We start from the raw sequence: 26,492 nt of genomic DNA on the forward strand, positions 1-26,492 counted from the left end.
TGTTGGTTTTTATTAATTATCTAGGCCTTCTTCGGTAATAACCCCAAACAAAGAACTACTAAAAAGTAATAGTATTATTCCAAAGTACATAAAATAGCTTAAGCAGTGTCCCATTACTGCTCCTTTAAGTCCAAATTCATCAATAAGATAAATACTAGAAAAAAACATAACAACAAATAAGAACACTTCTAAAATAAGAAAGTGAGCAAACATCTTTTTTGCCAAAAATTGGTAAGCAATAACCATAGAAAGTACACGTGCAATATCTCCTAATATTTGGTAACCAAATAAATCTTCAACAGGTTTAAAGTCTTCAGTAAACAATAAGTTTACTAACAGAGATCTACTAAGGTAAATAATAAGTAACAACACTAAAAACACAGGCATTATGGTTTTATAAAAGCTAAAAACTTCTTTTCTAAATGCTGTTTTTGAATTGATTTCAGAAAATCGAGGTAAAATATACAGTGCCATTAACGAATTAATAAACATGAGATAATAATCTGAAACTCGAGTCATCGCTGTCCAATATCCAGCAGATTTTATTCCTACCTCATCAATGAGATAATTCCTAATTATAATCATAACAATAGGTAAAGCAATAGCACTAACCAAAGCCATTATCATATATGGGCTCAGTTTATTTAAAATAGACAAACTTACTTGAGTAATCTTAATTGAAGACACTAAGCTTTTTCTGAATGCGATACCTACAATAGTAATAAGTAAATTTAATGCTGGTGTTATAACAATAGCCAATAATGCGCCATCAATATTCTCTTGATAAATAAGAATTAAAGTCACTAAAAGCCCTAAAATTTGACTAAGAATATTAATAAGCAGTAAAAATTTATGCTTAGAAAACCCATTCATAATGGAAAACGCAAACATGTTTAAAGCATAAAACGGTAAGACAATCGCCAAGGTTTCAATGACATAAATATAGTTGTAGTTTGAAGAAAATATAATATCATTTATAAAGCCTGCATTGAAATAACATACAAAAGCCAAAAACACAGAAGAAAAGAATCCGAAGTAAAATACTGTAGATAAAGTCTTGGTAAGCTCAACTGCATTATCTTTAAATTCATTAACAAATTTAACGACACCTTTGTAAAGACCTGAAATTGCTAAGGATTGAATGGCACTTAAGAAATTTCGTAAATTCCCAATAAGGGCCATACCTTGTGGACCTATGTAAATAGCTATGAACTTAGAAATTAAAATTCCGGCAATAATCCTAAGACTAAGATTAGCCATATTTAAATTCGCAGCCTTTACTAAAACTTCGTCATTTATGTAATTAAAAAGCTTTTTCAATTAGTAGATATTTAAAATGTCTATAACAGTTTGAATGTCTTTATCTGTCATTACAGGACTTATTGGCAAACTTATAATTCTTTTATGAATCTTTTCTGTAAGCGGCAGATTAAAATACGAAAATGTTTGCAAGGCTTTTTGCTGGTGTGGTGGAATTGGATAGTGGATTAACCATTCAATAGCATTTTGATCTAAAAACTTAGTAAAATCTGCTCTATCCTCAACCTCAACAACAAATGCATAAAACACATGATTCTGAGAGCCATCGTAAAACGGAAGTTTAATTTTTAAATTATTAACTCCTTTTAAATAAGCTTTTGCAATTGTACGTCGTCTTTGATTGTCTTTATCTAAAGTTTTCAGTTTGATACTTAAAAAAGCTGCTTGCATATCATCTAAACGGCTATTGTATCCCACAATTTTATTGGTGTACTTTTCCTCGCTTCCATAATTACGTAGCAATTTTATAACTTCAATAAGTTCTGAATCATTGGTTGTAACTGCTCCTCCATCTCCGAGTGCACCCAAGTTTTTACTAGGATAAAAACTAAATGCTGCGGCATCTGAAAGGTTACCTGCTTTAGGTGAAATTGAAGTTGAAGTTGAACTGTCCTTTTTAGAATTTAAAATTGCTCCATGTGCTTGAGCTGCATCTTCTATGAGCAATAAGTTAAAATCAGACGCTATTTGCTGTAATGCTTCAACCGAAGCTAATTGGCCGTATAAATGTACCATAATAACAGCCTTAGCTTCTACAAATAAGCTGTGATCAGTCTCTACTGAGATATTATAAGTCTCAGAATTAGGCTCAACTAAAACAGGAATAAGTTCGGCATGTAAAACCGACAAAATTGTGGCAATAAAAGTATTTGCAGGTACTATGACCTTATCTCCTTTTTTTAATTTTCCGAGACGTATATACCCTTTTAATATCAATGTGAGGGCATCTAATCCATTTGCTGTACCTAAACAATGTTTAGTTCCACAATAAGTAGCAAATTCATTTTCGAATTTAGAGACATTATTACCTAATATAAAATGAGCATCGTCCAAGGATTTACTGAAAGATGCTTGAAACTCATCTCGAAAACGGTTGTTGATTTTATGTAGGTCTAGGAATTTAATCATATTCTAAAGTAATCAATTATAAGTTTGTTTTATAAAATCATCTAAAAACAAACTTAACTTTTTTGCACCATTTGTATTTAAATGGTCTGCATCGTAAAAGTCATCTGTATTAAAGCTTTCATTTGACATTAAATTTAAATAACTGCAATTATTATAGCTGTTATCCATTTTTAAACCCGTTGAAATTACCTTATCTAATTGCGCCTTATTTAAGTGCGCTATGTAACTTTTATAGGCGGGCAAGGTAACAATTATCACTTTAACATTTTGAGCATTACAGAGATTAACTATTTTCTCTAAATACTCGATATTTTCTATAACTAAATTATCATCCTCCGCAGTATGTTTCTGCGCAACTATTTGCCCTAATTCTTTTAAAGATTTACCTCCATTAGACTTCTTTAAAAAAGCCCAACCAGAATTCTCTACAGATATAGGTACTTCGCCTTTAATATAATAATTCTTAAGACGTTTAAGGTTGTTTTTTAGCTTTACACTAAGTACTTCACTATTAAATTTCAACTTATTAGACACTTTTAAGTTATAGTATAAATTATAATCCTTAAGTCTCCATGCTTCTTTAGTTTCACCAAGTTGTTCATGCAATGTGGTATATGACAAACGTATTACAACCGTTTTTAGTTTAGGCAATTCGTCTATATATTTCTGCAACAATAAATAATCTAAATCTATACTTTGCGAAACATGAGCTAAGTTGTAGGTTTCGTCTAAAAAATATTCTGGATTAATACCATACAAACTATGAGAACTCCCAAGAATAAGCGTCTCAACAGCTTCCTTTTTTAATTCTATTTGTTCGCTTTTTAATTTATAATCATTAGGAATTTGTCGTAACGAAAGTTCCATACTAATCATTATGATTATCACAGGACATATAAAAAACAAGGTATATATTATGAACTTTTTCATATCTAAAACTGAAAGTAAATAAATTGTTGTTCTTCACCATTGAAATAAAAGATGAGAAACACTAATACATAATAAAACGCAATACGATATTGTTTTTTATAGCTTGAAAAAATATGTTCTAAAGCATGTTCTTTAGCCCTACCAATCCATTCAATTATAAAAAAGAATGCTATCAGAATTAACAATATTAGAGCATCAGAAGCATTAGATAAATTTGGAAGACTAAACACTGAAAATGAAAAAATACCAGACAAAAACGTTACTGCACTTGTCAATGAATCTGCCCTAAAGAAAATCCTAGCAAAAACTAAAAACAGAAAGGTATGAAACATACCAAACAGCTCTTTACTATCAGGAAACCACCGATTATTTGCAATAACTGACGTATACTTTGTGTTTTTACCTTTAATAATATAAGGTACAAAATGCAAGGCATTAATAAATCCATAAACAACAAATTTCCAATGTGCGCCATGCCATAGACCAATAACTAAAAATATAGCGAAGGTATTGCGTAATTGCATCCATTTACTTCCTCTACTTCCACCTATAGGAATATAAAAATAGTCCTTAAACCATGTTGTTAAAGAGATATGCCAACGCCTCCAAAATTCTGCTATGTTTCTAGAGAAATATGGAAAAGCAAAGTTTTTCTTCAAGTTAAATCCAAACAATCTTGACACTCCAATAGCAATATCTGAATATCCCGAAAAATCACAATAAATCTGAATAGTAAACAAAAAAGCGCCAAACAACAACGTACTCCCTGAATAATTAGCATGGTTTTCAAAAATATCATTTACAAAAACAGCACAATTATCTGCAATTACCATTTTTTTAAAAAGTCCCCAAAGTATTTGTTTTAACCCATCTGTGGCTTTTATATAATTAAACACACGTCGCTTTTCTACTTGAGGCAAAAAGCTCGAAGCACGTTCTATAGGACCTGCAACCAATTGAGGAAAGAAACAAATAAACGAAGCAAATGCAACTAGATTAGTTGTTGGCTTTATTTTGTTTCTATAAATATCTATAGAATAACTCATTGTTTGAAACGTATAGAAACTGATACCTACAGGTAAAATAATATTGAGGTAATTGAGGTCTAAATCTCTTCCAAAAAGCTGAAAAGCAGCATTGAAATTTTCTATGAAGAAATTATAATATTTAAAAAAACCTAGGATACTTAGATTTAGTAAAATACTCAAAGTTAAATAAGCCTTTTTAGATTTTAAATTGGTTTGTTTTTCAATTGCTAAACCAATGCTATAATCTATTAAAGTACTTACTATTATTAGTCCTAAAAAACGCCAATCCCACCATGCATAAAACACGTAACTGGCAATTATTAATAAAACATTTTGAGATTTTAAAGACTTAAAAACAAACCAATATAGTATAAATACAATGGGTACAAAAATTGCAAAATCTATGGAATTAAATAGCATTATTTTTTATTCAGTATAATAAAAGTTAAAATCATGCTTTTACTATTTGAAGCGACTTATGAGCTGCTGTTTCAACAAGATACGTATTTGCAGTATGGCTACGAGCACCACAGCTTTCTTTCCAGAAGATAAGACCTTCGTTTATTTTTAGACCATTATCTTCACTTGATATATTAAAGTCGAAATAACGTTTATCCTCGCACATTTTATTAATAATATAATCGTACGCTAAATCTAAACTTCCAAATGAGTTTTTATCCACATTACCAGAAACATATTGCGGATGCACTGTGGTTTCGGTTAAAAAAACGGTTGTGCCTGCAACCACTTTATGATCCTTATAAATATTTACTTGTTTGATATTATCTGGAAAACGTGACGCTAATAATTCTATTTCTTCTAATGTATGTACAGGTAAAATGTTGTGTTTACTTTTTAAATTAGGAATTAGTACTTCATTCCAAAACCCAGCAAAATTAGAATCAACTTTTAATTCTAAATTTGCTCTTATGGCTTTATTAATGCCTTCTCTTCTGTTTTTTTGAAAACGTAATTTATGAGCATAATCAATAACCATTAAAACATCTTTCTTAATTAGTCTAGCATTTGCTTTATAGAGAAAATAATCTAATTCATCTGATGGCATTTTATTATAAAAAGTTGGAATCACCTTAATTTCCAATATTTTTAAGCCTTCATTTTCATAAAAAGCTAGCATAGTTTTAAAAGCTTCAAAAGCATAGAAAAACTTGGATGTATCTTGAAGCACAAAACTCCCATAAGTTAATCCTTGATGAGAAATCACTGTATCACCTACAACATTTGCAGGCAACAATGCATAAAGTTTATCTTCTTTATAAATCAATATAGAGCAATCTTCAAAACGATCACTGTGATAATCCATAAAACTGCGCTGAAACAAGAACGTTGCATTTTTTGCTGTTTTCACAAACGCATCCCATTCTGATTGTAACGCTGGTTGGTATTTTTTTACTGAGAAAATAATCTTTGCTTTTTAATTGGAGACTAAGGTAAATAAAAAACTACGAGTGATATTAATTATGATGGGTAATTGTTTAAAATAGGAGTTCTTGTAAATAAAAACTTTTAGAATTAGTTTTATATTACATTTATTTAAACTCAATAACTTATTACGTTATCAATATAAGTTAACTAAACTATTTAGTCTGTCAAATTATTGAAAACAAATCTCCCGTTATCATCAATATATTCGTAGTAATTAGCACTTCCACTTTCTTTTAAAGGTAAGAAGCTAGAATTCGCTACAGAATTAATAAGTAAATCTTCATTTTTACTTAGTGTATAAAATATATATCTAAACAAGTTAACATTAGATTTATACATTAAATCCTCTGAATCAACATCTTTTGGCCACTTTATACTTAACATACTACTAAATGCCGATTTGATTTCTAAATTATTTTGCTTTCGCTCTATAGACTCCAAAGTATAATCTAGACCAACATATCCACCGTGATCTGCAACAATAATAATTAAGGCTTGCTCATCAAATTGATTTATCTGAGATACGATTGATTTTAACCAATCATTGGCTATTTCTAATTTATCTAAATACTTCGTTCGCTCTATAACTTTACCTTCAGATATATCTTTTCTATGGCTTATATGACCTGGAACGGTTTTTTCAATAAAAAAGAAATTTTTAGATTTTGATAAGGTATCTAAAACAGTTTTAAAATCAGACAACATATCGACATCATGGAGGACACCGCTTTTATAAAATGAAGTTTGAGAAGGTTTAATATTACAATAATCAAAAAACATCGGTTCTCTATCGATTAGAAAATAGGAATTATCGGTTATTAAGTGCGACTTATAGTTGTTCGCTTTAAGAATGTTTAGCACATTATTATTTTCACCTATAATTGCGTTGTTAGCACCATGCGTTTTTAAGGTTGCTTTATCTGTATTAGAATAGTAATGATGTTGCATGGTAAACATCGATGCATTAGAAGTATATGTTGAGTAGTAATTACTTCTAAAGTTACTGTAATTAGTAAAACCCTCTAATCCCAACCAAGCTTCAAATACGGAATTATCATAACGATATGGTTCTTTGTTTATTTCTGAAAAATTGACGTAGCCATCGGGTTGAATTACAAAAATATTAGGCGTTTTTACAAATGTTGTATTTAATTCTTCTGGAGATAGCTTTGCCCAAGTGCTGTTGTCTTGTTGCATTTCAAACATTAATTTTGGCACTAAACCAATCATACTGATTACAGCAAGTAACATCTGGATTGCAACTATTTTTTTGAGGTGTTTTGCAATTACAAAACCTAATACAAATGCGATTATCAAAAGGAGAAGTAACATTTTTCTATTTAGGCTTAATACTAAAAAACCTATAAGCCCAAAAAACATAACACTATTTAAGATAGATAAACCATAAGGTCTCATCGGTTTAAAAAGCTTCATTTTATAACAAACGGACCAAATAAAGCGTAACACCAGTGGTAATACAATGCAAATACCTGCAATAAACAACAATTGCTGCCATGATGCTGCTATGGCTAAATTATTGTTGTAATACTGAAAAAACGGATACAAACCAGCAGCTACAACCACAAGAGTAGCGTATTGCTTACTATTCTTTAAAAAATTTTGAATTGGTCCTGTTATTTTTGAAATCATTTCTTTTTCAGTAAATACAATACACGTTCAGAGTTTTGGATTTCTTTTTTCTCTACAAGTTCAAAATAGTTTAAATAAGAAGATTCAAAATTATCAATATTGTAAAATTCAAAATAATGTTTAAAATCTGCTTTATTATTTAATAGTCGTTGTACCCAAGAATCGTCTCGTTTCGGAAATTCAATAATTAAATATTTAGAAAAAGAACTAAAAAACTTAGCCGACGCATTAAAAGGTACATTACCAGATAAAGACATGTGGTGAATTACAGCTAGTGCAAAAACAATATCTGGTTCAAAAGCTTCTATTCTCTTTAAAAAAGAATCGCGTTCTGTATTGTTTAAACCAATGGCTGGTGAAGGATTTAAAACATCTAATAAAAAAGCCAACATAAATTGCTCCTTTTTTAGTTTCGAGGTTTTATGGTTAAAATCTACCGCGTTATTATCGATATCACATACCAAGGCAATTTCAACCGAACGCTCTAATTTTCTAACAAATGTACCATCATTACCTCCTACATCAATGAGTCGTTCTGGTTTTAGCGTATTTACCCAAGTATTTATAATGTCTGATTTTTTTACAAAAGCATCATTAGTATAGTTGATTTTATCGTAATAATTTCCCCATTCCGAATGTTCCTTTAGGTCGATTTTTTTTATATAATCGTAAAGGCTTTGAATGATATTAAGTTGCCCTTTTTTAGATAAGGTGGCTTGTTTTGCTTCTCCTTTATAATCTTCGTTGTGCTTATCTTCTAATTTTGCCAATAAATGAATATTAGAATACAAAACAGGACTTAACTTAGTTTTCAACGGTAACATAGAGCTAATCATTTTTACAGGAATACCATCCATAAAATTGCTCAATAATTTTAATTGCTGAGCTCCATGATAATGTGCTAACACTAACGGTCCAAAAAAATGGGTAATGAATTGCTTATAGGCTCTCCAAGGGGAATCCTCAGTATAAAAGTCGAATGATAATGTGTCGATAAATACGGCTCTACCTTTATGGAATGTTATATTAAAAGCAGAAGCATCTTTTAAGGAAAAACCGTGTTCTAAGCTATACTTTTGAAGCTTTAAAGTGAGTAAAGCGGCTTCTTTATACATATTGAAACTCCATTCGTAAGGATACGTAACATATGGAATTTTTTCTGCTTGAATTATTATCTTTTCGGGAGTATTTGAAAGCTCTTCATGCGGAATTAATAAATTATTTTTAAACAAGACGTCATAAAACCCACTATCTGTTAGTGCTTTATATTGTTTAAAATATATAGGATTTATAACTCTTTTTATGTTTCCATTCTCCACAAAAACATAACCAGAAGGATCCCTAAATGAAGAAGGATGCGCGTTTTTAACGTTCACTAGAGTTTCGGTTTTCTGTATCTGAATCCTTAACCTCAATATCATCAAAAACATCATCTTCCATAGGCTTTGCCAACCCTAAAAACAATTTGATCTTATACATTAAATTCTTAGAAAAGAGTACGACTCCCGCAACTGCAGCTATAATAGCTTGTATAATCATAGCTCCTAAACCAGGATCGAAATAAAGTAAATGATGCATTTGGATTCTTTTTAGTAAATATACAAAACTTATAATATTATGATGTAAATAAAAAAGAGAAACACTTTTCAGTATTTCTCTTTTATAAATCTATCAATTAATTTGTAATTACATATTCTTATTACGCTTACGATCTACTTCTTTTAAATAGATTTTACGTATTCTTAAGTGGTTAGGCGTTACTTCTACATACTCATCTTTCTGAATATATTCTAAAGCTTCTTCTAATGAAAACTTAATAGCTGGTACAATCTTAGCTTTATCATCTGCTCCAGAAGAACGTACGTTACTCAACTTTTTAGTTTTAGTAACGTTAACTGTCATATCATCTCCACGAGAGTTTTCACCAATAACCTGACCTTCGTAAATATCTTCACCTGGATCTACAAAAAACTTACCTCTATCTTGTAATTTATCAATAGAGTAAGGAATGGCTTGTCCGTTTTCCATAGATACTAAAGACCCATTTTGACGTTCTGGAATTCCACCTTTTAACGGTTTGTAATCTGTAAAACGGTGTGCCATAATAGCCTCACCTGCCGTTGCAGTTAATAATTGATTACGTAAACCAATAATACCACGAGAAGGTACTATAAATTGACATACCATACGGTCGCCTTTAGCTTCCATACTTATCATTTCACCTTTACGCATCGTAACCATTTCAATAGCTTTACCTGAAACATTTTCTGGCAAATCAATAGTCATTTCTTCAAAAGGCTCACATTTAACTCCATCAATTTCCTTGATGATTACTTGCGGCTGTCCAATTTGAAGTTCATAACCTTCACGACGCATTGTCTCAATTAAAACAGATAAGTGTAATACACCACGGCCAAAAACCATAAATTTATCTGCACTATCTGTTTCTTCAACACGTAATGCTAAATTCTTTTCTAACTCTTTAGTTAAACGGTCTTTAATATGACGAGATGTTACAAATTTTCCGTCTTTACCAAAGAAAGGCGAATCGTTAATAGTAAATAACATGCTCATTGTTGGCTCATCAATAGCAATGGTTTTTAAACCTTCAGGATTTTCAAAATCGGCAACAGTATCACCAATTTCAAAACCTTCTAAACCTACAATAGCACAAATATCTCCCGTTTGTACTTCTTCTACTTTTAAACGTCCTACACCTTCAAATGTATGTAGTTCTTTAATCTTACTTTTTACAATTGAACCATCTCTTTTTACTAATGAGATTTGTTGGTTCACTTTTAAACTACCTCTTGTTAAACGACCAATAGCAATTCTTCCTGTAAATGAAGAAAAATCTAAAGATGTAATTAACATCTGAGTTGTTCCTTCTTCAAATTTTGGTTCAGGGATATGCTCAATGACCATATCTAATAAAGGCTCAATATTTTCAGTTTCATTTTTCCAGTCATCACTCATCCAGTTGTTCTTTGCAGAACCATATACTGTAGGGAAATCTAACTGCCACTCTTCAGCACCAAGTTCAAACATTAAGTCAAAAACTTTCTCATGTACCTCATCTGGTGTACAGTTTTCTTTATCTACTTTATTTACAACCACACAAGGTTTTAAACCTAAGTCAATTGCTTTTTGTAGTACAAAACGCGTTTGAGGCATTGGCCCTTCAAAAGCATCTACTAAAAGTAAAACACCATCAGCCATATTTAATACACGCTCTACTTCTCCGCCAAAATCGGCGTGACCAGGTGTATCAATAACATTGATTTTAGTGTCCTTATATATAACAGAAACGTTTTTAGAGGTAATTGTAATCCCTCTTTCACGTTCTAAATCGTTGTTATCAAGAATTAAGTCCCCTGTGTTTTCGTTCTCACGAAACAATTGACAGTGGTACATAATCTTATCTACCAATGTGGTTTTACCGTGATCGACGTGCGCAATAATTGCAATATTTTTAATCTTAGCCATAACTGATGCTGATTTTTAAGCGTGCAAATGTACGGTTAATTCTGCTTTTTTCGTTAATTAAATGTTATATTTTAATTATCAAGCAATTTGAGTTCATATCTTTAGTTAAATAATTGATTTACAACATAAAGCCTATCTGTAAAAACCAATCGTTAATTAGGCGTTTATAACTGTAGTTTTAAAACCCATTTAAACCTTTAATTATTAACAAATGCAAACCATTAATAAATTCACTAAGTTTATCCCTTACCTCTATTTTTTATCGGTAATTACCTATTGGTTTACTACTATAAATAAAACGGAAGGTATTTCTGCTTATCCTATTTTATTATTTGGAATTCCTTTTTTATGGCAACTTATTACACCTAATAGGAAGCTAAACTTCTCATTAGGAATTGTTTTTGTTTGCTTATCTTCTTACCTAATACTCGCTTATCTTTTTAACTTACTCAATATTATTCATTGGACAGATACAGCAAGAAAACTACTTTTCTACGGTGGTGTTTTAGTGGTTGGTAATTTTGTAATGTCGCTTTGGATGATACGAAATAGTATAAAAAAAGGATTTTAAATATTAAAAAAAGCCCTGAATTTTATACTCAAAACACAAATAACTAAAAATCTTGGTCCCAACTAAACATTCATAATCGTATCTTTGCACCTTAATTTTAAGTTTAAAGCTTTGATAACAATCCCAAAATTAAAACACACGCAATCCAATAATTTCTTTCTACTTTGTGGCCCTTGTGCTATTGAAGGCGAAGATATGGCACTTCGTATTGCAGAAAAAGTCATAAAAATTACAGACAAACTGGAAATTCCTTACGTTTTTAAAGGTAGTTTTAAAAAAGCGAATCGAAGTAGAATTGATAGTTTTACAGGAATTGGGAATGAAAAAGCTTTAAAAATACTAAGAAAAGTTTCTGAAACTTTTGATGTTCCAACAGTGACAGATATTCATGAAGCATCTGATGCGGCAATGGCAGCAGAATATGTAGATGTATTACAAATTCCTGCATTTTTGGTGCGACAAACCGATTTGGTTGTTGCGGCAGCTAAAACAGGTAAAGTTGTTAATTTAAAGAAAGGACAATTTATGAGTCCTGAAGCCATGAAACACGCTGTACAAAAAGTAAAAGATGCGGGAAACGAAAAAGCATGGATTACAGATAGAGGAACAATGTTTGGCTACCAAGATATGATCGTAGATTTTAGAGGTATTCCAACCATGCGCCAATATGCACCAACAGTTTTAGACGTTACACACTCATTACAACAACCTAATCAAAGTATTGGTGTTACAGGTGGACGACCAGATATGATTGAAACAATTGCTAGAGCTGGCGTTGTAAATAACGTAGATGGACTATTTATTGAAACCCATTTTGATCCTGCAAACGCCAAAAGTGATGGAGCAAATATGTTACATTTAGATAATCTAGAAGGTTTACTAACTAATTTGGTGGCCATTAGAAAAACTATCAATTCATTTTAATTTCATTTTCTAGACATATTTTGTAAGCAATCTTATTTGATTGTGACTATCTCTTTTTTACTCCAAGCTTATGACAATTAACTTTAATAGGGCCTTAATTATTGGGGTTACGCTTTTTTATTCAACCTTAGGTGCACAAACACAAGAAAGTCCAAAATACACATCTTCTAATAAAGGGAAATTCTTTATAAGTTGGGCCGGAAATAGAGATTCATATTCAAAGTCCGATATAAGGTTTAAGGGAAAGGATTACGACTTTACAATTAAAGATGCTACAGCTAAAGACAAACCTAAAGGCTGGCATGTAGATTATATAAATCCAACACGGATAACTATTCCGCAAACTAATTTTAAGCTCGGGTATTTTATTTCTAATCATTATATGGTTTCATTTGGAGTAGACCACATGAAATACGTAATGAACCGAGACAAATACAGAACTGCAGATGGTTATATCAATTTACCTGAAGATGAATTAGGAAGCACCTACAATGGAGTTTACAATAACGAAACCTTATTTGTTTCTTCAGATTTATTAAAATTTGAACACACAAACGGTCTTAATTATGTCTATACTGAATTTGCCCGATACGATGATATATCCTCAATCTTCGGAATTAAAAATACGGATACCTTTCAAATAAATATCACAGAGGGATTGGGTGCAGGTGTGCTTTATCCTAAAACCAATACTACACTTTTACAAAAAGAGAGGTACGATGAGTTTCATGTATCTGGCTATGGTTTATCTGCTAATGTTGGATTAAATTTTACTTTATATAAACACTTTTTTGTTCAATTAGAGGCAAAAGGTGGTTATATAGACATGAATGATATAAGAACCACAAATGATTCTGCAGATAGAGCAGAACAGCACTTTTTATTTTTTCAACGTATAATTGCTTTTGGTGGCATTTTTAGAATATAAATGATACAGGTTAGACAAGCACAAATAAAAGACAGTCTAGAAATTAGATCAATTTTTAGAGATACTATTATTCATGTTAATGCAAAAGATTACTCAGAAAAACAGATTGCTACTTGGGCTTCTGGTGCTGAAGATATTGAACAATGGGAAGAACGCATTAATACACTCTATTTTATTGTTGCTGAAACAGAAAATAACATTGTAGGATTTGCCTATTTAAAAAATGGCAATTATTTAGATGGCCTTTTTGTTCATAAAGATTTTCAACGTCAAGGTATTGGATCAAAATTATTACGAATTGTAGAATCTCAGGTTATGATGAATGATTTTGAAGTTATTAAATCTGATGTAAGCAAAACGGCTTTACCTTTTTTTGACAACAAATATTACGACGTAATTAAAAAGCAAAAGAAGAATTATAAAGGCCTTGTTTTTGAGAATTATTTGGTTGAAAAACCATTTTAACCAAACTAAAATTCTGTAATTATTTTACAAAATCTTTAACTCCTGCTTTAATTTCTATATCAACATAATTAACTCTTGGCACTATTGGACAAGAAAATTTTTCATTGTACACACAAGCTGGATTGTAGGCTTTGTTAAAATCAATTTCTAAAGTATCTCCATCAGGTATTTTTAAATCTAAATAACGTCCCCCTCCATAAGTTGAATCTCCATTGGTCTGATCTAAAAAGGGTAAAAACAAATAATCTTCAAAACCTTCCGTCTGCATTAATTCTTCACCTTGATACACGTTTAATTGAAATGATTGTCCTTTTATTTCAAACATTACAACACCATAAATACGCTCCTTAGAAAGTCTATCATCTGTTGTTTTCATATTAAACCACTCACTATCTGGTGTACGTTTTAATACCGCTTTTACAACAAACGTAGAATCAAATTTAAAAAAGTCTAAACCTTCAAATGTTTTTAAATCTTTTGCTTTTAAGGGAGATTTTGAAGCATCCTTAAACTCTGCATTCATTTTTTTCTGAAATGGCGTTTCGTCAACAATCCTTTTTTTACTTTCAGAACAACCAAACGTAAAGATGACCAAAAAAAACAATACCAAATTCTTCATTTCAAATTAATTTAAACTTCAAAAATACAACATATAGAATTTCATTTTAGTTTTATGAGATATTTAATAGTATACATTTTATAATTATCTACTTTAAATGTAATTTTAAACACTTATGAAAGAATTAGATTTAGACGTTTTAATTATTGGAGCAGGCCCAATAGGAATTGCCTGTGCTTTAGAATGTAAAAGGCGAAACTTAAATTATGTTGTACTTGAGAAAGGTGCTTTAACCAACTCATTATTTAATTATCCGTTAAACATGACCTTTTTTTCAACGTCTGAAAAATTGGAAATTGACAACATTCCTTTTATCAGTAACAATCCCAAACCAACACGAAACGAAGCTTTAGAATATTACAGACGTGTTAGTACTTCTAACTTATTAAAGATTCATCTTTATGAAAAGGTAACAGAACTCAACAAAACACCAAACGGGTTTACTATTCAATCTAACAAATCATTATACAATGCTAAAAATGTTATTATAGCGACTGGTTTTTATGACATCCCTAACCTCTTAAATGTAGAAGGTGAAGATTTACCAAAAGTGTTTCATTATTACAAAGAAGCACACCCTTTTTCGCTACAAAACATTGCCGTTGTGGGCGCCAGTAACTCATCTGTAGATGCCGCTTTAGAAATTTATAGAAAAGGCGGAAACGTTACCATGATTGTTAGAGGTGATGGCATTGGAGAACGCGTAAAATATTGGGTAAAACCAGATATTTTAAACCGTATTGAAGAAGGAAGTATTAAAGCCTATTTTAATTCTGAAATTAAAAGCATAAAACCTTCCGAAATTATTATAAATACTCCTGAAGGTGAAAAAATAATAGCTAACGATTACGTTATTGCATTAACAGGCTACAGACCTAACTTTGAATTTTTAGAAAACGCTGGAATTGATTTTTCAAAAGATGGCAAATCCATTCCAAATTACAATCCAGAAACCATGGAGTCTAATGTAAAGGGACTTTATTTAGCCGGAGTGATTTGCGGAGGAAAAGAAACCCATAAATGGTTTATTGAAAACTCTAGAATACACGCGAAACAGATTACTAAACATATAGATAAAAACAGACAAATTTAGATTTACCTAAAACACTTATTTTACAGGTTTTATTTCACTGTATTTTATAACATGAGACAGCACAATTTGAGTCTTTGTTTCTCCGTATGTTATAAGCTGATCTATAAAAGCTTCTAAGTGTTTTTGATTTTTTAGAACAACTTCCATTACAATGTTTTCATTTCCTGTAATTCGGTAGCAATTCACAACCTCATCATAAGTTTTAACCTTAACCAAAAACGGTTTTAGCATTCCCATAAATGCACGTAATGTAATTAAAGCTTTGAGTTGATAACCCGCTTCAAAAGGAGACACAAAAGTGGTATAACCTTGAATAATTTCGGCATCCTCCATTTTTTTTATACGCTCAGAAACCGCAGGCGAACTAATACCTACACGTCTTCCGATTTCGGCATTAGACATACGTGCATTTTCTTGCAAGCACTTTAAAATCTTCCAATTTAAATTATCTATATTCATTTAAAGAAACTAAGGTAAAATAACATCAATATTAAAGTAAATATACAAAACGACTTTAAATATTAAAGTTCAATTTCATTTTTAGTGCTTAAATTCGTGTGTATTGCTATTAAAATTATGAGTTACCACCTACCATCGCATTTTTCCGAATTGCCTGTTTACCAAAAGGCTATGGACATTATTGTACTTTCACGAAGTATTTCAACCTACCTCAATCAAGATTTATCATATTTGAATGCTGATGGTTCAGAGGATGAACATATTTATTTTACAGGAGATATTATACAGCAATCTACTAATCTGGCCCCTCAAATTATTAGTGCAGAACAGGAACGTTGTTCTCACAAAAAAAGTAAACATTTAGAAAGTTTAGATCGCCTAACCACTCGGTTATATAGTAATTGTAGGCGGTTAGAAAAATCGAATAGTAATGGAAGGGATTATTTACCTATTCTTAGAGGTGAATTAAAAAAGTTTAGAAAACTAAAGCGTCATTGGATGATGACCTTGTAATGCGCCATAACGCAGCTCTGCTCATGTCCTCTCGGAATTAATTCATCGTTTATATTATTTGCTTTTTATTAGGTGCGCATTACTCATAAAAGCATTTTGGTAGTTCTTTATTCTAGAATTCATATCATCTGCAATAATTACAAGCTGACATTTATTAAGACTCTCTGATAATCGTAAAATATGATTATAAGCATTATTTCGACCTAAATAATCGGCATCTTCAATAGCAAATAGCTGAACTTCTCCTAAATGAATTCCATTTAAAAAATAAAGTTTACTCAGACGAGACGGAGTTGCGATTACAATATCTTGCCCATAATACACTTCTGTTTTCTGCTTTTCAATATCGTATTCATCATAAAGCGCATAAATTCTTAAATCTGTGTTTTTGGTAAATCTTTCATACTCCTCCATTAATTTTAGAACATCAGCTTTATCTTTTGCAACAATAATTGCACGCGGAGAATCCTCATAAGCAGCTGCTTTTAATTTATGAATAGCAGTAATTATGAGTGCCGTACTTTTACCACTTCCTTTTGGTGCAATGACATAAGCATCTGATCCCCCTTTTAAAATGGGTAATACTTTTTTCTGAAGCGGATTTGAAGTTTCATAACCAGCGTTTTCTAAAGACTCTTTTAATAAAGGATGTAATTTTTTGAAAGACATGTATGCAATTTTTAATAGTAAATTAAAGATTTACTAATGGCTGCAAAGATACCATTAATGACAGACTTTACAGTCGGCTTTGTCTTGTATTTCTCCAACTAAATGGCCGTCTTCGTTCATTTTAAAACCACAGCAATCCATAAAACCTTGTGCAATCTGTTTTCTTGCACGTTGAATTTGAGATTTCACTGTAGGTAATGATAAGTGTAACTGATTGGCAACCTCTTGTTGTTTTAAACCTTTAATATCGGATAAAAACAAAGGGTCTCTATATTTTTTAGGCAAGCTTTTTATAATACCTCTAAGGCAATCTTGCTCAGAATGCTGATGAGTTTCTGGTTCTGATGCTACTTCTAAATCATCTACAGGAAGTTCTTTTTTACGCTCTCTGAAATAATCTAAAATGGTATATCTAGCAATTGAAAACAACCATGATTTTAGCTTGTCTTCATCTTTTAAAGTATGCAGTTTCGTATGAACTTTAATAAAGGTCTCCTGAAGAATATCTTCTGTAATCACAGAATTCTTAACCTTACTTAAAATAAAGTGTCTTATATCTTCTGCATAAATACCCCAAACATCTTTCGTAGTCATATTCTAAAGTAATTAAAATTAGTTCGGACACAAAACTTTGCATCCGAACTAACACTAATTTAACAATTGCAATTTGTACATGTACAATTATTGCATGTACAGTTTTGACAATTTCCTTTTGAGCAACCTTCACAGTTGCAAGTACAATCTTTATTTTTCATGATATCTGTTTTTTATGTTCATATAATAGACGAGATAATCCTAAAAAAGATGCAAAAAAGATGATAATATTTATTAAAGTTGAATTATTTTACCAATATCAATGCATCATGAGCAATTGGAAAATGACAAGAATTGGCTATAAAGCACAAGCTGTTGGCTTCTTTATGTAAACTTAGTGCTAAGTATTTTTGTCCTTCGTTTTTAGTTACTACTAGATTAAGTCTTTTAATAAATTGTGTAAAGTTCCATTTTCAAGTAGAAGACAATAATACTTAAAAATAGAGAATATTCGATAAGTCAAAACTAGAATTAGTCTATTTAATTGGCTACAAAAACCAATAAATGATACAAAACTAGGCTTTTTGTTATGAAATGAATTTTCTTAAATTGTAGCGTTAAATTTATATAGTAAATTTGGTAAAATTTTAATTAAATGCTGAATTCTAGATTTCTAATATCATAAATAAAAAACGTATCTTTCTAACAATAGCTTTACAAAACTTGTTAGTCAACTTGTCGTTAAAACAAATAAGTCAACTTGAGAGTTCTTTTTTTAATCTTACTATTTCTAAACTCAATATACTGCTATACACAATCTCGTAATTACGATGCGTTTTATAAGAACATAGAAAACAACATTTTTTATCACGAACACGCTAAGGTTTTAAACGAAATAAATTTTGTTCTTACTAACAAACCGAAAAATTATAGCACAGAACAAATAGATAATTTAAAAGTCTTAAAAGTTGAGGTACTTGTTGATGCTAATCTATTAGACGAAGGACTGGCGCTTTCAAACGAAATATTATCACAAAATCATTTAAATGACTATCACCTTACCAATTTATTTATAGAACGAGCTCTCATTTTTGAAATTACGGAAGACTTTTCAAGTGCTTTTGAAAACCTCACTTTAGCTAAAAAAAATATAGATAAAAATGAGGATCTCAAAAAAAAATATTATGCAACTTGGCTAATAAGGGTTTCTTCATGGTATCGAGTTCAAAAAAAAAGAAATAAATCCTATCAATATGCCTTAAAAGCAAAACAATATGCCGACAAAAACAACGATATTAGTAAAAGCTCTGAGGCTGGTACACTTCTGGCTTTCTATTATATTAATAAAAAAAACTATGATAAGGCCATACAATTATTCAATAAAGCGATTGCCGTAGGTAAGCAACTTAATAATAAAATAAGCGTCACTTATTTATATCTTAACCTTAGTAGTATTTATAAAAAAACAGACCAAGAAGCACTAGCATATAAATACATTGATTCTGCTTTTTACCATATAAAAAACACTAATTATCTCGAAATAAAATCTGCTAGCTATTTAGAGAAAAGTGAAGTTTTTGAAGCTCAAAATGCATTAGACTCTGCCCTACATTTTTATAAAAAAGCTATTGAATTTGAAAAAGCGCACAATTTCAATATGAAAACAATAAAAATGAACGAGCAAAATTTAGATTTTGAACTTCAAAAAGAAAAAATTCATACAGAAGAAATTGTTACCGAAAATAAAACCTTACAACAAAACCTTTTATTAATTCTAATTATTGCTGTTGTACTTTTCGCTTTTTTAATTCAAGAAAACAGAAGAAAAAAACAAATAGACAAACAAAAACTAATTATTGAAAAAGATGCGCTTGAACTAGAAAAAATAGTAAAGGATAAAACATTTTTAATCCATGAAATTAATCATCGTGTAAAAAATAATTTAGCAGTTATTTTAAGTTTAATTGAAATTCAAGGACAAGAAAACACCAAATCAACAGATGAGCTTATCAAGCAACTTCATGATCGCGTAAACACTATTGCTATTGGGCATCAACTATTTTCTTATGACTTGGATACTACTGAAAAATCTTTTGTTAACGTAAAACAATATGCAAATACTATTTTTCAAACCAAGCAATCTGCTACTACCAAAAAATGTAATTATATAGTAGAAGCTTCAGATATTCAACTAAAAGTAGATATCGCATTACCTTTTGGTTTGGTGTTAAACGAACTTATTACTAATTCTATAAAACATGCCAAACCTAGTAAAAATAAAGATCTCGAACTACAATTAAATTTAATTGCTAAAGACAAAACTATAGAGGTTATTTATAAAGATAATGGTGATTTTTTTCCAGATAATGCTAACCCCGAAGCGATGGGTATTTATATTATAAAAGGAATGCTTAACCAAATTTCGGGAACCTATAACAGAAAACAAAGTACTTTTTTTATTACCATACCTTATGCAAAAACAAGCTAATATCCTTATTGTAGAAGACGAGATGCTCATTGCATTTTCTATACAAAAAATGGTTCAAAAGCATTTTAACGTTTCACAGGTTGTTAAAAATTATGATGAAGCTATACAAGTGTTAGAAAATCAACCTATAGACTTAGCTCTTATAGATATTACATTAAACAACAGCAAAAGCGGAATAGACATAGGCCAACTAATCAATAAAAAATATAATATCCCGTTTATTTATTTAACGGCGTCTACAGACGAGGCTACCTTAACAAAGGTTATTCAAACAACACCAAGTGCCTATATTTCTAAACCGGTACAGGAAATCAATGTTATTACTGCTATAAAATTAGCATTAGTTAATACCATAGAAAAGAATATTGTACTAACTATAGGCAAAAAAGAATACCATATAAATATGGATCATTTTCTATTTGCACAATCAGAAGGAGTTTATATTACATTGCATTTCTCCATTTTGCAACCTATGTTATTAAGAACCACTTTTGCGCAACTACAAAAGCAACTTCCTAAAAGCAACTTTAAACGCATTAATAAAAGCGAAGCCATCAACCCAAATTATATTACTAAAACAGAGATAAAATGCGTGTTTTTAGATAAAAAAAGCTTTAAAATTTCAAAAACATACTGGAAACCATAAACAAAAAGTACGTTTCACAACAAAAAAAAGGCGTTTCCTAACATTTTTTTTATTTAAAGAGTTTTAGTTTCTATTATCGTTAAAAATATTAACAAACCTCTTAAATCTTATGAAAAAAACTACTTTACATCTTTTACTATTATTACTTTTTACAGTAACAATACATGCTCAAACTACGTACACTTATTTTGGATCTGGAGATTGGTCAAATACAGCAAATTGGTCGCCTTCTTATCCTGGAACAACCATTAACGCTGGAGATACTGTTGTTATTACTAGTGGTATTACTATTGATGAAACAATTACTAATGATGGAACTTTAGAATTTTCTGACTTTGTAAATAATCCTGGCACTATTACAAATAATGGCACTTTAAATATTTCACAGCCGGTTAATTATACTGGATCTATTATAAATACAACTACAGGAACTATAAATACAACTGGGAATATACATATTCACAATAATATTACTAATAACGGAACGTTTATTAACAATGGAAATATACATCTAGCTTATTTTGTTAACCTAGATGGTTCAGGTACTGTTACAAATAATGAAACATTAAGTCTTGATGGTAATATTGCCTCTAGTGCTACCTTAGAGTTTACAAATTCTGGAATTTTTAACATTAGTATTGTTAATTTTAATTCTAATATACAATTAATAAATACATCTACAGGAACTATTAATACAACTGGAAGCGTTTTAATTGGTGCCACTTTCACAAATGATGGAACCCTTACTAACGATGGAACTTTAAATTTATCTTCTTATCAACTTGACGGTTCTGGAACTTTTATTAATAATGGAACTTTAGATTTTGAAGGCCATACAGACTATAATAATTCTTTAACATATACTAATAATGGAATTATTAATTTAAATGGTCTTATTAATGGTCCCGATACTCTAATTAATTTGGGCACTTTAAATATTAATGGTGGTGAAATTGCCCTAGCGACTTTCACAAATACAGCTACAGGAACCATTACTACAACTGGAAATTCTTATTGGCGTGCTGATTTAACAAATGATGGCACAATTACTAATTACGGAACACTTAGAGCTATTGATTGTGATTTTAATGGTTCTGGATATTTAACTAATGATGGAATTTTAGAATTACCTAACATGAACATTGGTGCTAACCTAACAATTACAAATTTACTCACTGGAGACTACATTACTTCGGGAGTCACACATAATTATAGCTATAATTTCACAAATGAAGGAACACTTACTGTTTTAAATGGTACTTTTGAGAGTGTACATTGTACAAATAATGGAACTATAACTGTAAATAATTCTGGAACTTATAAAAATACTAGCCAACTTTTTAATACAGGAACATTTAACAACAATGGCACACTAACAGGTGTAAATACAGATCACACTGGTAATTTTAGTAATTCAGGCATCTTAAGTCCTGGTAATTCCCCTGGAACTTATACGTTTAGTAACGATTACACGCATGAAACTACTGCAACATTACTTACAGAATTAGAGAGCACCACAAGTTATGACAAAGTATACTCTTATGGTAATGCAAATTTAAATGGTACTCTAAACGTAAGCCTTTTAAATGGTTTTACACCTGCTGTAGGTGACAGCTTTACCATTTTAACCGCTAGTAATATTACAGGTACTTTTGATACAGTAAATTTACCTACTGGCTACGATTGGAATGTTAGCTATACAGCTACAGAGGTTATATTAGAAGTCGCTAATACTTTAAGCACACTAGATTTTGAATTAACTGATATTTCATTATATCCTAATCCAGCAAGTAACTTTATTACAATAAGTGGTTTACAAACTGAAGAAAACTATACAATATATAACACTTTAGGGCAGGAAGTAAAAAATGGAAGTGTTACAAACAATGCTAAAATTGATATTCAAAACTTAAATACAGGTTTATACTTTTTAAAATTTGAAAATAACACCACTATTAAATTCTTAAAAGAATAAAAATTTTGAGCAATACTTAGTTATAATTAGAAACTCTTAGTATATAAAATATTACATTTTCTACTTATAAAGAATAATAAACAAATAAAAAACCAAGCCTAGACTTGGTTTTTTATTTGTTTATTATGTTATACTACATATTTCTACGATACTGACCACCAACTTCAAATAATGCCGAGGTAATTTCTCCCAAGCTACAGACCTTACATACTTCCATTAAAGCTTCAAATATATTTTCGTTGTTTATGGCGCGTTGTTGTAAGTCTTTCAGCAATGCTTTTGTATCGTTTGCTGCATGAAGGTTCGCTAAGGTTTTAATCTGAAACTGCTTCTCTTCTTCTGTTGCTCTAATGACTTCCGCAGGCACAACTGTTGGAGACCCCTTACTACTTAAGAACGTATTTACTCCAATAATTGGGAATTTTCCGTTGTGTTTTAAGGTTTCATAATACAAGCTTTCTTCTTGTATTTTACTACGTTGGTACATGGTTTCCATGGCACCTAAAACACCACCTCTTTCTGTAATTCTGTCGAATTCTAAAAGCACAGCTTCTTCTACTAAATCCGTTAATTCTTCAATAATAAATGAGCCTTGGATTGGATTTTCGTTTTTATTTAATCCTAATTCTTTATTGATAATTAATTGAATTGCCATCGCACGTCTAACCGATTCTTCAGTTGGTGTTGTAATAGCCTCATCATACGCGTTAGTGTGTAATGAGTTACAGTTATCATAAATAGCGTATAATGCTTGAAGCGTTGTACGAATATCATTAAAGTCAATTTCTTGAGCGTGTAAACTACGTCCAGACGTTTGAATATGATATTTCAACATTTGTGCTCTTGCATTGGCGCCGTATTTGTGCTTCATGGCTTTTGCCCATATTTTTCTGGCAACACGACCAATTACAGCATATTCTGGATCAATTCCGTTTGAGAAAAAGAATGATAGGTTTGGACCAAACTTATTAATGTCCATACCACGACTTAAATAATATTCCACGTAAGTGAAACCATTAGATAAAGTCAACGCTAATTGCGTAATTGGGTTTGCTCCTGCTTCTGCAATATGATATCCAGAAATTGATACCGAATAGAAGTTACGAACGTTATTCTCTATAAAATACTCTTGAACATCTCCCATTAAACGCAACGCAAATTCTGTAGAGAAAATACATGTGTTTTGTGCTTGATCCTCTTTTAAAATATCTGCCTGAACCGTTCCTCTAACCTGAGCAATGGTATTCTTTTTAATTTCTGCGTAAACGTCTGCTGGCAATACTTGATCACCAGTGACGCCTAATAACATTAAGCCTAAACCATTATTCCCTTCTGGTAACTCACCATTATAAGATGGACGTTCTTTGCCTTTATAAAGCTTCGCTATTTTAGCCTCTACTTCTTTTTCCAGTCCATTTTCTTTAATATACAATTCACATTGTTGGTCTATGGCAGCATTCATAAAGAAACCTAATAACATTGGCGCAGGACCATTTATCGTCATACTTACCGATGTCATAACATTTGCCAAATCAAAACCAGAATACAGTTTTTTAGCATCATCTAAACAACAAATACTAACTCCTGCATTACCAATTTTTCCGTAAATATCCGGTCTTAAATCGGGATCGTTTCCGTAAAGCGTTACACTATCAAAAGCAGTAGATAAACGTTTGGCTGGTAAGCCTGCACTTACATAGTGAAAACGTCTGTTAGTACGTTCTGGCCCGCCTTCTCCTGCAAACATACGCGCAGGATCTTCGCCTGTACGTTTAAAAGGATATAATCCTGAAGTATATGGAAATTCACCTGGTACGTTTTCTTGCAATGTCCAACGTAATAAATCTCCCCAAGCTTGATACTTTGGTAAAGCAACTCGTGGAATTTGTAAATGCGATAACGACTCCGAATGTGTTTCTATTTTTATTTCTTTATCTCTTACCTTAAAGCTATAAATTGGATTTTTGTATTTGTTTACTTTCTCATCCCAACCCGTAATGACTTCCCAATTGTAAGGATCTAAGTTTAATTTTACACGGTCAAATTCGCTAACTAAAAGTTTTACAAAATCTTCATTACCGGCATTCTCCGAGATAGATTCTGAAGCAATTCCTGCTTTGTCTAATTTTGGTGTTACTTCTAAAACAGATTCTAATGTTTTATAAATACCGTATAAACGTTGTGCGACTTCAACTTGCGCATCAGCTGTTTTATCGTACGCGCGATTATTCTCAGCAATTTCAGATAAATAGCGTGTTCTTGACGGTGGAATCACAAAAATTTTCTCACTCATTTCCTTAGAAATTTCGAAAGTCGATTTTAATTCTGAGTCTGCCTTTTCAACCAATTTATCCATAATGGCTTTATAAAGCGTATTCATTCCTGGATCGTTGAATTGTGAAGCTATGGTACCATAAACAGGCAAATCGTCTTGATGCACATCCCAAAGATTATTGTTACGCATGTATTGCTTTTTCACATCACGCAACGCATCTAAAGAACCACGTTTATCAAACTTATTAATAGCTACCAAATCTGCAAAATCTAACATATCGATTTTTTCAAGTTGTGTCGCTGCACCAAATTCTGGAGTCATAACGTATAATGCCACGTCTGAATGTTCCATGATTTCAGTATCAGACTGACCAATACCAGACGTTTCTAATATGATTAAATCGTATTCTGCAGCTTTTAAAACTTCAATAGCTTCGTTTACGTATTTTGATAAGGCTAGGTTAGACTGACGTGTTGCTAAACTACGCATATACACTCTTGAGTTGTTAATCGCATTCATACGAATACGATCCCCTAAAAGTGCTCCTCCTGTTTTACGCTTAGAAGGATCCACTGAGACTAAACCAATGGTTTTTTCTGGAAAATCGATTAAAAAACGACGCACTAGCTCATCGACTAAACTGGATTTACCAGCTCCACCTGTTCCTGTGATACCTAAAACTGGTGTTTTAGACGTTTTATTTTTAATATGAATTTTGTCTAATGTTGCTTTTGCAACTTCAGGGAAATTTTCTGCTGAAGAAATGACTCTAGCAATTGCTTTTGGGTTTTTAGTAGGAAGTAGATCTACCTCGTTACTTAGTGTATCTCCTATGGCAAAATCGGATTGTTGTACCAAGTCATTAATCATGCCTTGTAAACCAAGTGCTCTTCCATCATCTGGAGAATAGATTCTGGTAATTCCATAATCCATTAATTCTTTAATTTCTTCAGGGAGAATAACTCCACCTCCACCTCCAAAGATTTTGATATGACCAGCTCCTTTTTCATTGAGCAAATCATACATATATTTAAAATACTCGTTATGACCACCTTGGTAAGAGGTTAATGCAATCGCATTTGCATCTTCTTGAATCGCCGTATTCACAACTTCCTCTACACTTCTATCGTGACCAAGGTGAATGACTTCCACTCCTGTAGATTGAATAATACGACGCATTATATTTATAGCAGCATCGTGTCCATCAAAAAGAGATGCGGCTGTTACTATACGTACTTTATATTTTGGTTTATAAGGTGCAACTTGTTCCATTCTTAAAAATCTTGCTTATTTGAGTGGCAAATTTAAGGAATATTCAAAAATCTAAAGCAATAATCATCAATTA

Annotated in this window: 23 protein-coding genes; 9 read left to right on the forward strand and 14 right to left on the reverse strand. The window is 31.2% G+C overall.

Annotated elements, in window-relative coordinates; all coding sequences use genetic code 11:
• Positions 1–12: 12 nt before the first annotated feature.
• The 9 genes from ABD730_RS14835 to typA all read right to left on the reverse strand — a co-directional run bounded on the left by ABD730_RS14835 (position 13) and on the right by typA (position 10,988).
• A complete protein-coding gene (locus tag ABD730_RS14835; RefSeq protein ID WP_334471444.1) occupies positions 13–1,320 on the reverse strand; it encodes an O-antigen translocase in 1,308 nt (435 codons plus the stop codon).
• The gene (locus ABD730_RS14840; RefSeq protein ID WP_334471446.1) at positions 1,321–2,448 is read right to left on the reverse strand and encodes a DegT/DnrJ/EryC1/StrS family aminotransferase; all 1,128 of its coding nucleotides are present in this window, start codon (positions 2,446–2,448) and stop codon (positions 1,321–1,323) included. It lies immediately after the preceding gene.
• Between the two features lie 12 nt (positions 2,449–2,460).
• Entirely contained in the window at positions 2,461–3,378 is a 918-nt protein-coding gene (locus ABD730_RS14845) for a hypothetical protein (RefSeq protein WP_344715689.1), read from the reverse strand.
• Positions 3,379–3,380: 2 nt separating this feature from the next.
• A complete protein-coding gene (locus ABD730_RS14850; protein ID WP_344715691.1) occupies positions 3,381–4,826 on the reverse strand; it encodes an MBOAT family O-acyltransferase in 1,446 nt (481 codons plus the stop codon).
• A gap of 31 nt (positions 4,827–4,857) precedes the next feature.
• Positions 4,858–5,775 (reverse strand): GNAT family N-acetyltransferase, encoded by a 918-nt coding sequence (locus ABD730_RS14855; protein ID WP_344715693.1) that lies wholly within the window; start codon positions 5,773–5,775, stop codon positions 4,858–4,860.
• 233 nt (positions 5,776–6,008) lie between these two features.
• Positions 6,009–7,502, reverse strand: coding sequence for an alkaline phosphatase family protein (locus tag ABD730_RS14860; RefSeq protein WP_334471454.1), 1,494 nt, complete (start codon positions 7,500–7,502; stop codon positions 6,009–6,011).
• Positions 7,499–8,878, reverse strand: a complete 1,380-nt coding sequence (locus ABD730_RS14865; RefSeq protein WP_344715695.1) for a class I SAM-dependent methyltransferase — start codon at positions 8,876–8,878, stop codon at positions 7,499–7,501. Before ABD730_RS14865 ends, ABD730_RS14860 begins: the two co-directional genes overlap by 4 nt.
• Positions 8,868–9,080 carry a hypothetical protein gene (locus ABD730_RS14870; protein WP_334471457.1) on the reverse strand — a complete coding sequence of 71 codons (213 nt, stop codon included), beginning with the start codon at positions 9,078–9,080 and terminating at the stop codon, positions 8,868–8,870. The genes ABD730_RS14865 and ABD730_RS14870 overlap by 11 nt, the downstream gene beginning before the upstream one ends.
• A gap of 108 nt (positions 9,081–9,188) precedes the next feature.
• Positions 9,189–10,988, reverse strand: coding sequence for a translational GTPase TypA (typA, locus tag ABD730_RS14875; protein ID WP_334471458.1), 1,800 nt, complete (start codon positions 10,986–10,988; stop codon positions 9,189–9,191).
• Between the two features lie 211 nt (positions 10,989–11,199).
• On the opposite strand from typA, the gene ABD730_RS14880 reads away from it, so the two are divergent.
• From ABD730_RS14880 to ABD730_RS14895, 4 genes are all read left to right on the forward strand, one after another.
• Positions 11,200–11,559, forward strand: a complete 360-nt coding sequence (locus ABD730_RS14880) for a hypothetical protein (RefSeq protein ID WP_344715698.1) — start codon at positions 11,200–11,202, stop codon at positions 11,557–11,559.
• A gap of 120 nt (positions 11,560–11,679) precedes the next feature.
• Entirely contained in the window at positions 11,680–12,483 is an 804-nt protein-coding gene (gene kdsA, locus ABD730_RS14885) for a 3-deoxy-8-phosphooctulonate synthase (protein ID WP_344715764.1), read from the forward strand.
• A gap of 70 nt (positions 12,484–12,553) precedes the next feature.
• Positions 12,554–13,411: a hypothetical protein gene (locus tag ABD730_RS14890; protein WP_344715700.1), complete on the forward strand. Its 858-nt coding sequence runs from the start codon at positions 12,554–12,556 to the stop codon at positions 13,409–13,411.
• Positions 13,412–13,876 (forward strand): GNAT family N-acetyltransferase, encoded by a 465-nt coding sequence (locus ABD730_RS14895; RefSeq protein WP_344715701.1) that lies wholly within the window; start codon positions 13,412–13,414, stop codon positions 13,874–13,876.
• 19 nt (positions 13,877–13,895) lie between these two features.
• On the opposite strand, the gene ABD730_RS14900 is transcribed toward ABD730_RS14895, so the two are convergent.
• Positions 13,896–14,495, reverse strand: a complete 600-nt coding sequence (locus ABD730_RS14900; RefSeq protein WP_215924534.1) for a DUF1684 domain-containing protein — start codon at positions 14,493–14,495, stop codon at positions 13,896–13,898.
• A 115-nt stretch (positions 14,496–14,610) separates the two neighbouring features.
• Between ABD730_RS14900 and ABD730_RS14905 the strand changes: the two genes are divergently transcribed.
• Positions 14,611–15,588, forward strand: coding sequence for a YpdA family putative bacillithiol disulfide reductase (locus ABD730_RS14905; protein ID WP_344715703.1), 978 nt, complete (start codon positions 14,611–14,613; stop codon positions 15,586–15,588).
• Between the two features lie 15 nt (positions 15,589–15,603).
• Here ABD730_RS14905 and ABD730_RS14910 read toward each other — a convergent pair whose 3' ends face one another.
• Positions 15,604–16,047 carry an Lrp/AsnC family transcriptional regulator gene (locus ABD730_RS14910; protein ID WP_215924536.1) on the reverse strand — a complete coding sequence of 148 codons (444 nt, stop codon included), beginning with the start codon at positions 16,045–16,047 and terminating at the stop codon, positions 15,604–15,606.
• Positions 16,048–16,164: 117 nt separating this feature from the next.
• Here ABD730_RS14910 and ABD730_RS14915 point away from each other — a divergent pair, with 117 nt between their 5' ends.
• Positions 16,165–16,560, forward strand: coding sequence for a hypothetical protein (locus tag ABD730_RS14915; protein WP_334471469.1), 396 nt, complete (start codon positions 16,165–16,167; stop codon positions 16,558–16,560).
• A 54-nt stretch (positions 16,561–16,614) separates the two neighbouring features.
• On the opposite strand, the gene ABD730_RS14920 is transcribed toward ABD730_RS14915, so the two are convergent.
• Together ABD730_RS14920 and sigZ are read right to left on the reverse strand one after the other, a co-directional pair.
• Entirely contained in the window at positions 16,615–17,229 is a 615-nt protein-coding gene (locus ABD730_RS14920; RefSeq protein ID WP_344715705.1) for a DEAD/DEAH box helicase, read from the reverse strand.
• 54 nt (positions 17,230–17,283) lie between these two features.
• Positions 17,284–17,823 (reverse strand): RNA polymerase sigma factor SigZ, encoded by a 540-nt coding sequence (sigZ, locus tag ABD730_RS14925; RefSeq protein WP_334471473.1) that lies wholly within the window; start codon positions 17,821–17,823, stop codon positions 17,284–17,286.
• 700 nt (positions 17,824–18,523) lie between these two features.
• Here sigZ and ABD730_RS14930 point away from each other — a divergent pair.
• The 3 genes from ABD730_RS14930 (at position 18,524) to ABD730_RS14940 (ending at position 22,872) form a co-directional block, all read left to right on the forward strand.
• The gene (locus ABD730_RS14930) at positions 18,524–20,251 is read left to right on the forward strand and encodes a tetratricopeptide repeat-containing sensor histidine kinase (protein ID WP_344715707.1); all 1,728 of its coding nucleotides are present in this window, start codon (positions 18,524–18,526) and stop codon (positions 20,249–20,251) included.
• Entirely contained in the window at positions 20,235–20,897 is a 663-nt protein-coding gene (locus ABD730_RS14935) for a response regulator (RefSeq protein ID WP_344715708.1), read from the forward strand. The genes ABD730_RS14930 and ABD730_RS14935 overlap by 17 nt, the downstream gene beginning before the upstream one ends.
• Positions 20,898–21,006: 109 nt before the next feature.
• The gene (locus ABD730_RS14940) at positions 21,007–22,872 is read left to right on the forward strand and encodes a beta strand repeat-containing protein (protein ID WP_344715710.1); all 1,866 of its coding nucleotides are present in this window, start codon (positions 21,007–21,009) and stop codon (positions 22,870–22,872) included.
• 133 nt (positions 22,873–23,005) lie between these two features.
• On the opposite strand, the gene ABD730_RS14945 is transcribed toward ABD730_RS14940, so the two are convergent.
• Complete coding sequence (locus ABD730_RS14945) at positions 23,006–26,419, reverse strand: methylmalonyl-CoA mutase family protein (protein WP_334471477.1); 3,414 nt, start codon at positions 26,417–26,419, stop codon at positions 23,006–23,008.
• Positions 26,420–26,492: the final 73 nt, after the last annotated feature.

The sequence above is a fragment of the Winogradskyella damuponensis genome (assembly GCF_039538385.1).
Taxonomy (GTDB): Bacteria; Bacteroidota; Bacteroidia; order Flavobacteriales; family Flavobacteriaceae; genus Winogradskyella; species Winogradskyella damuponensis.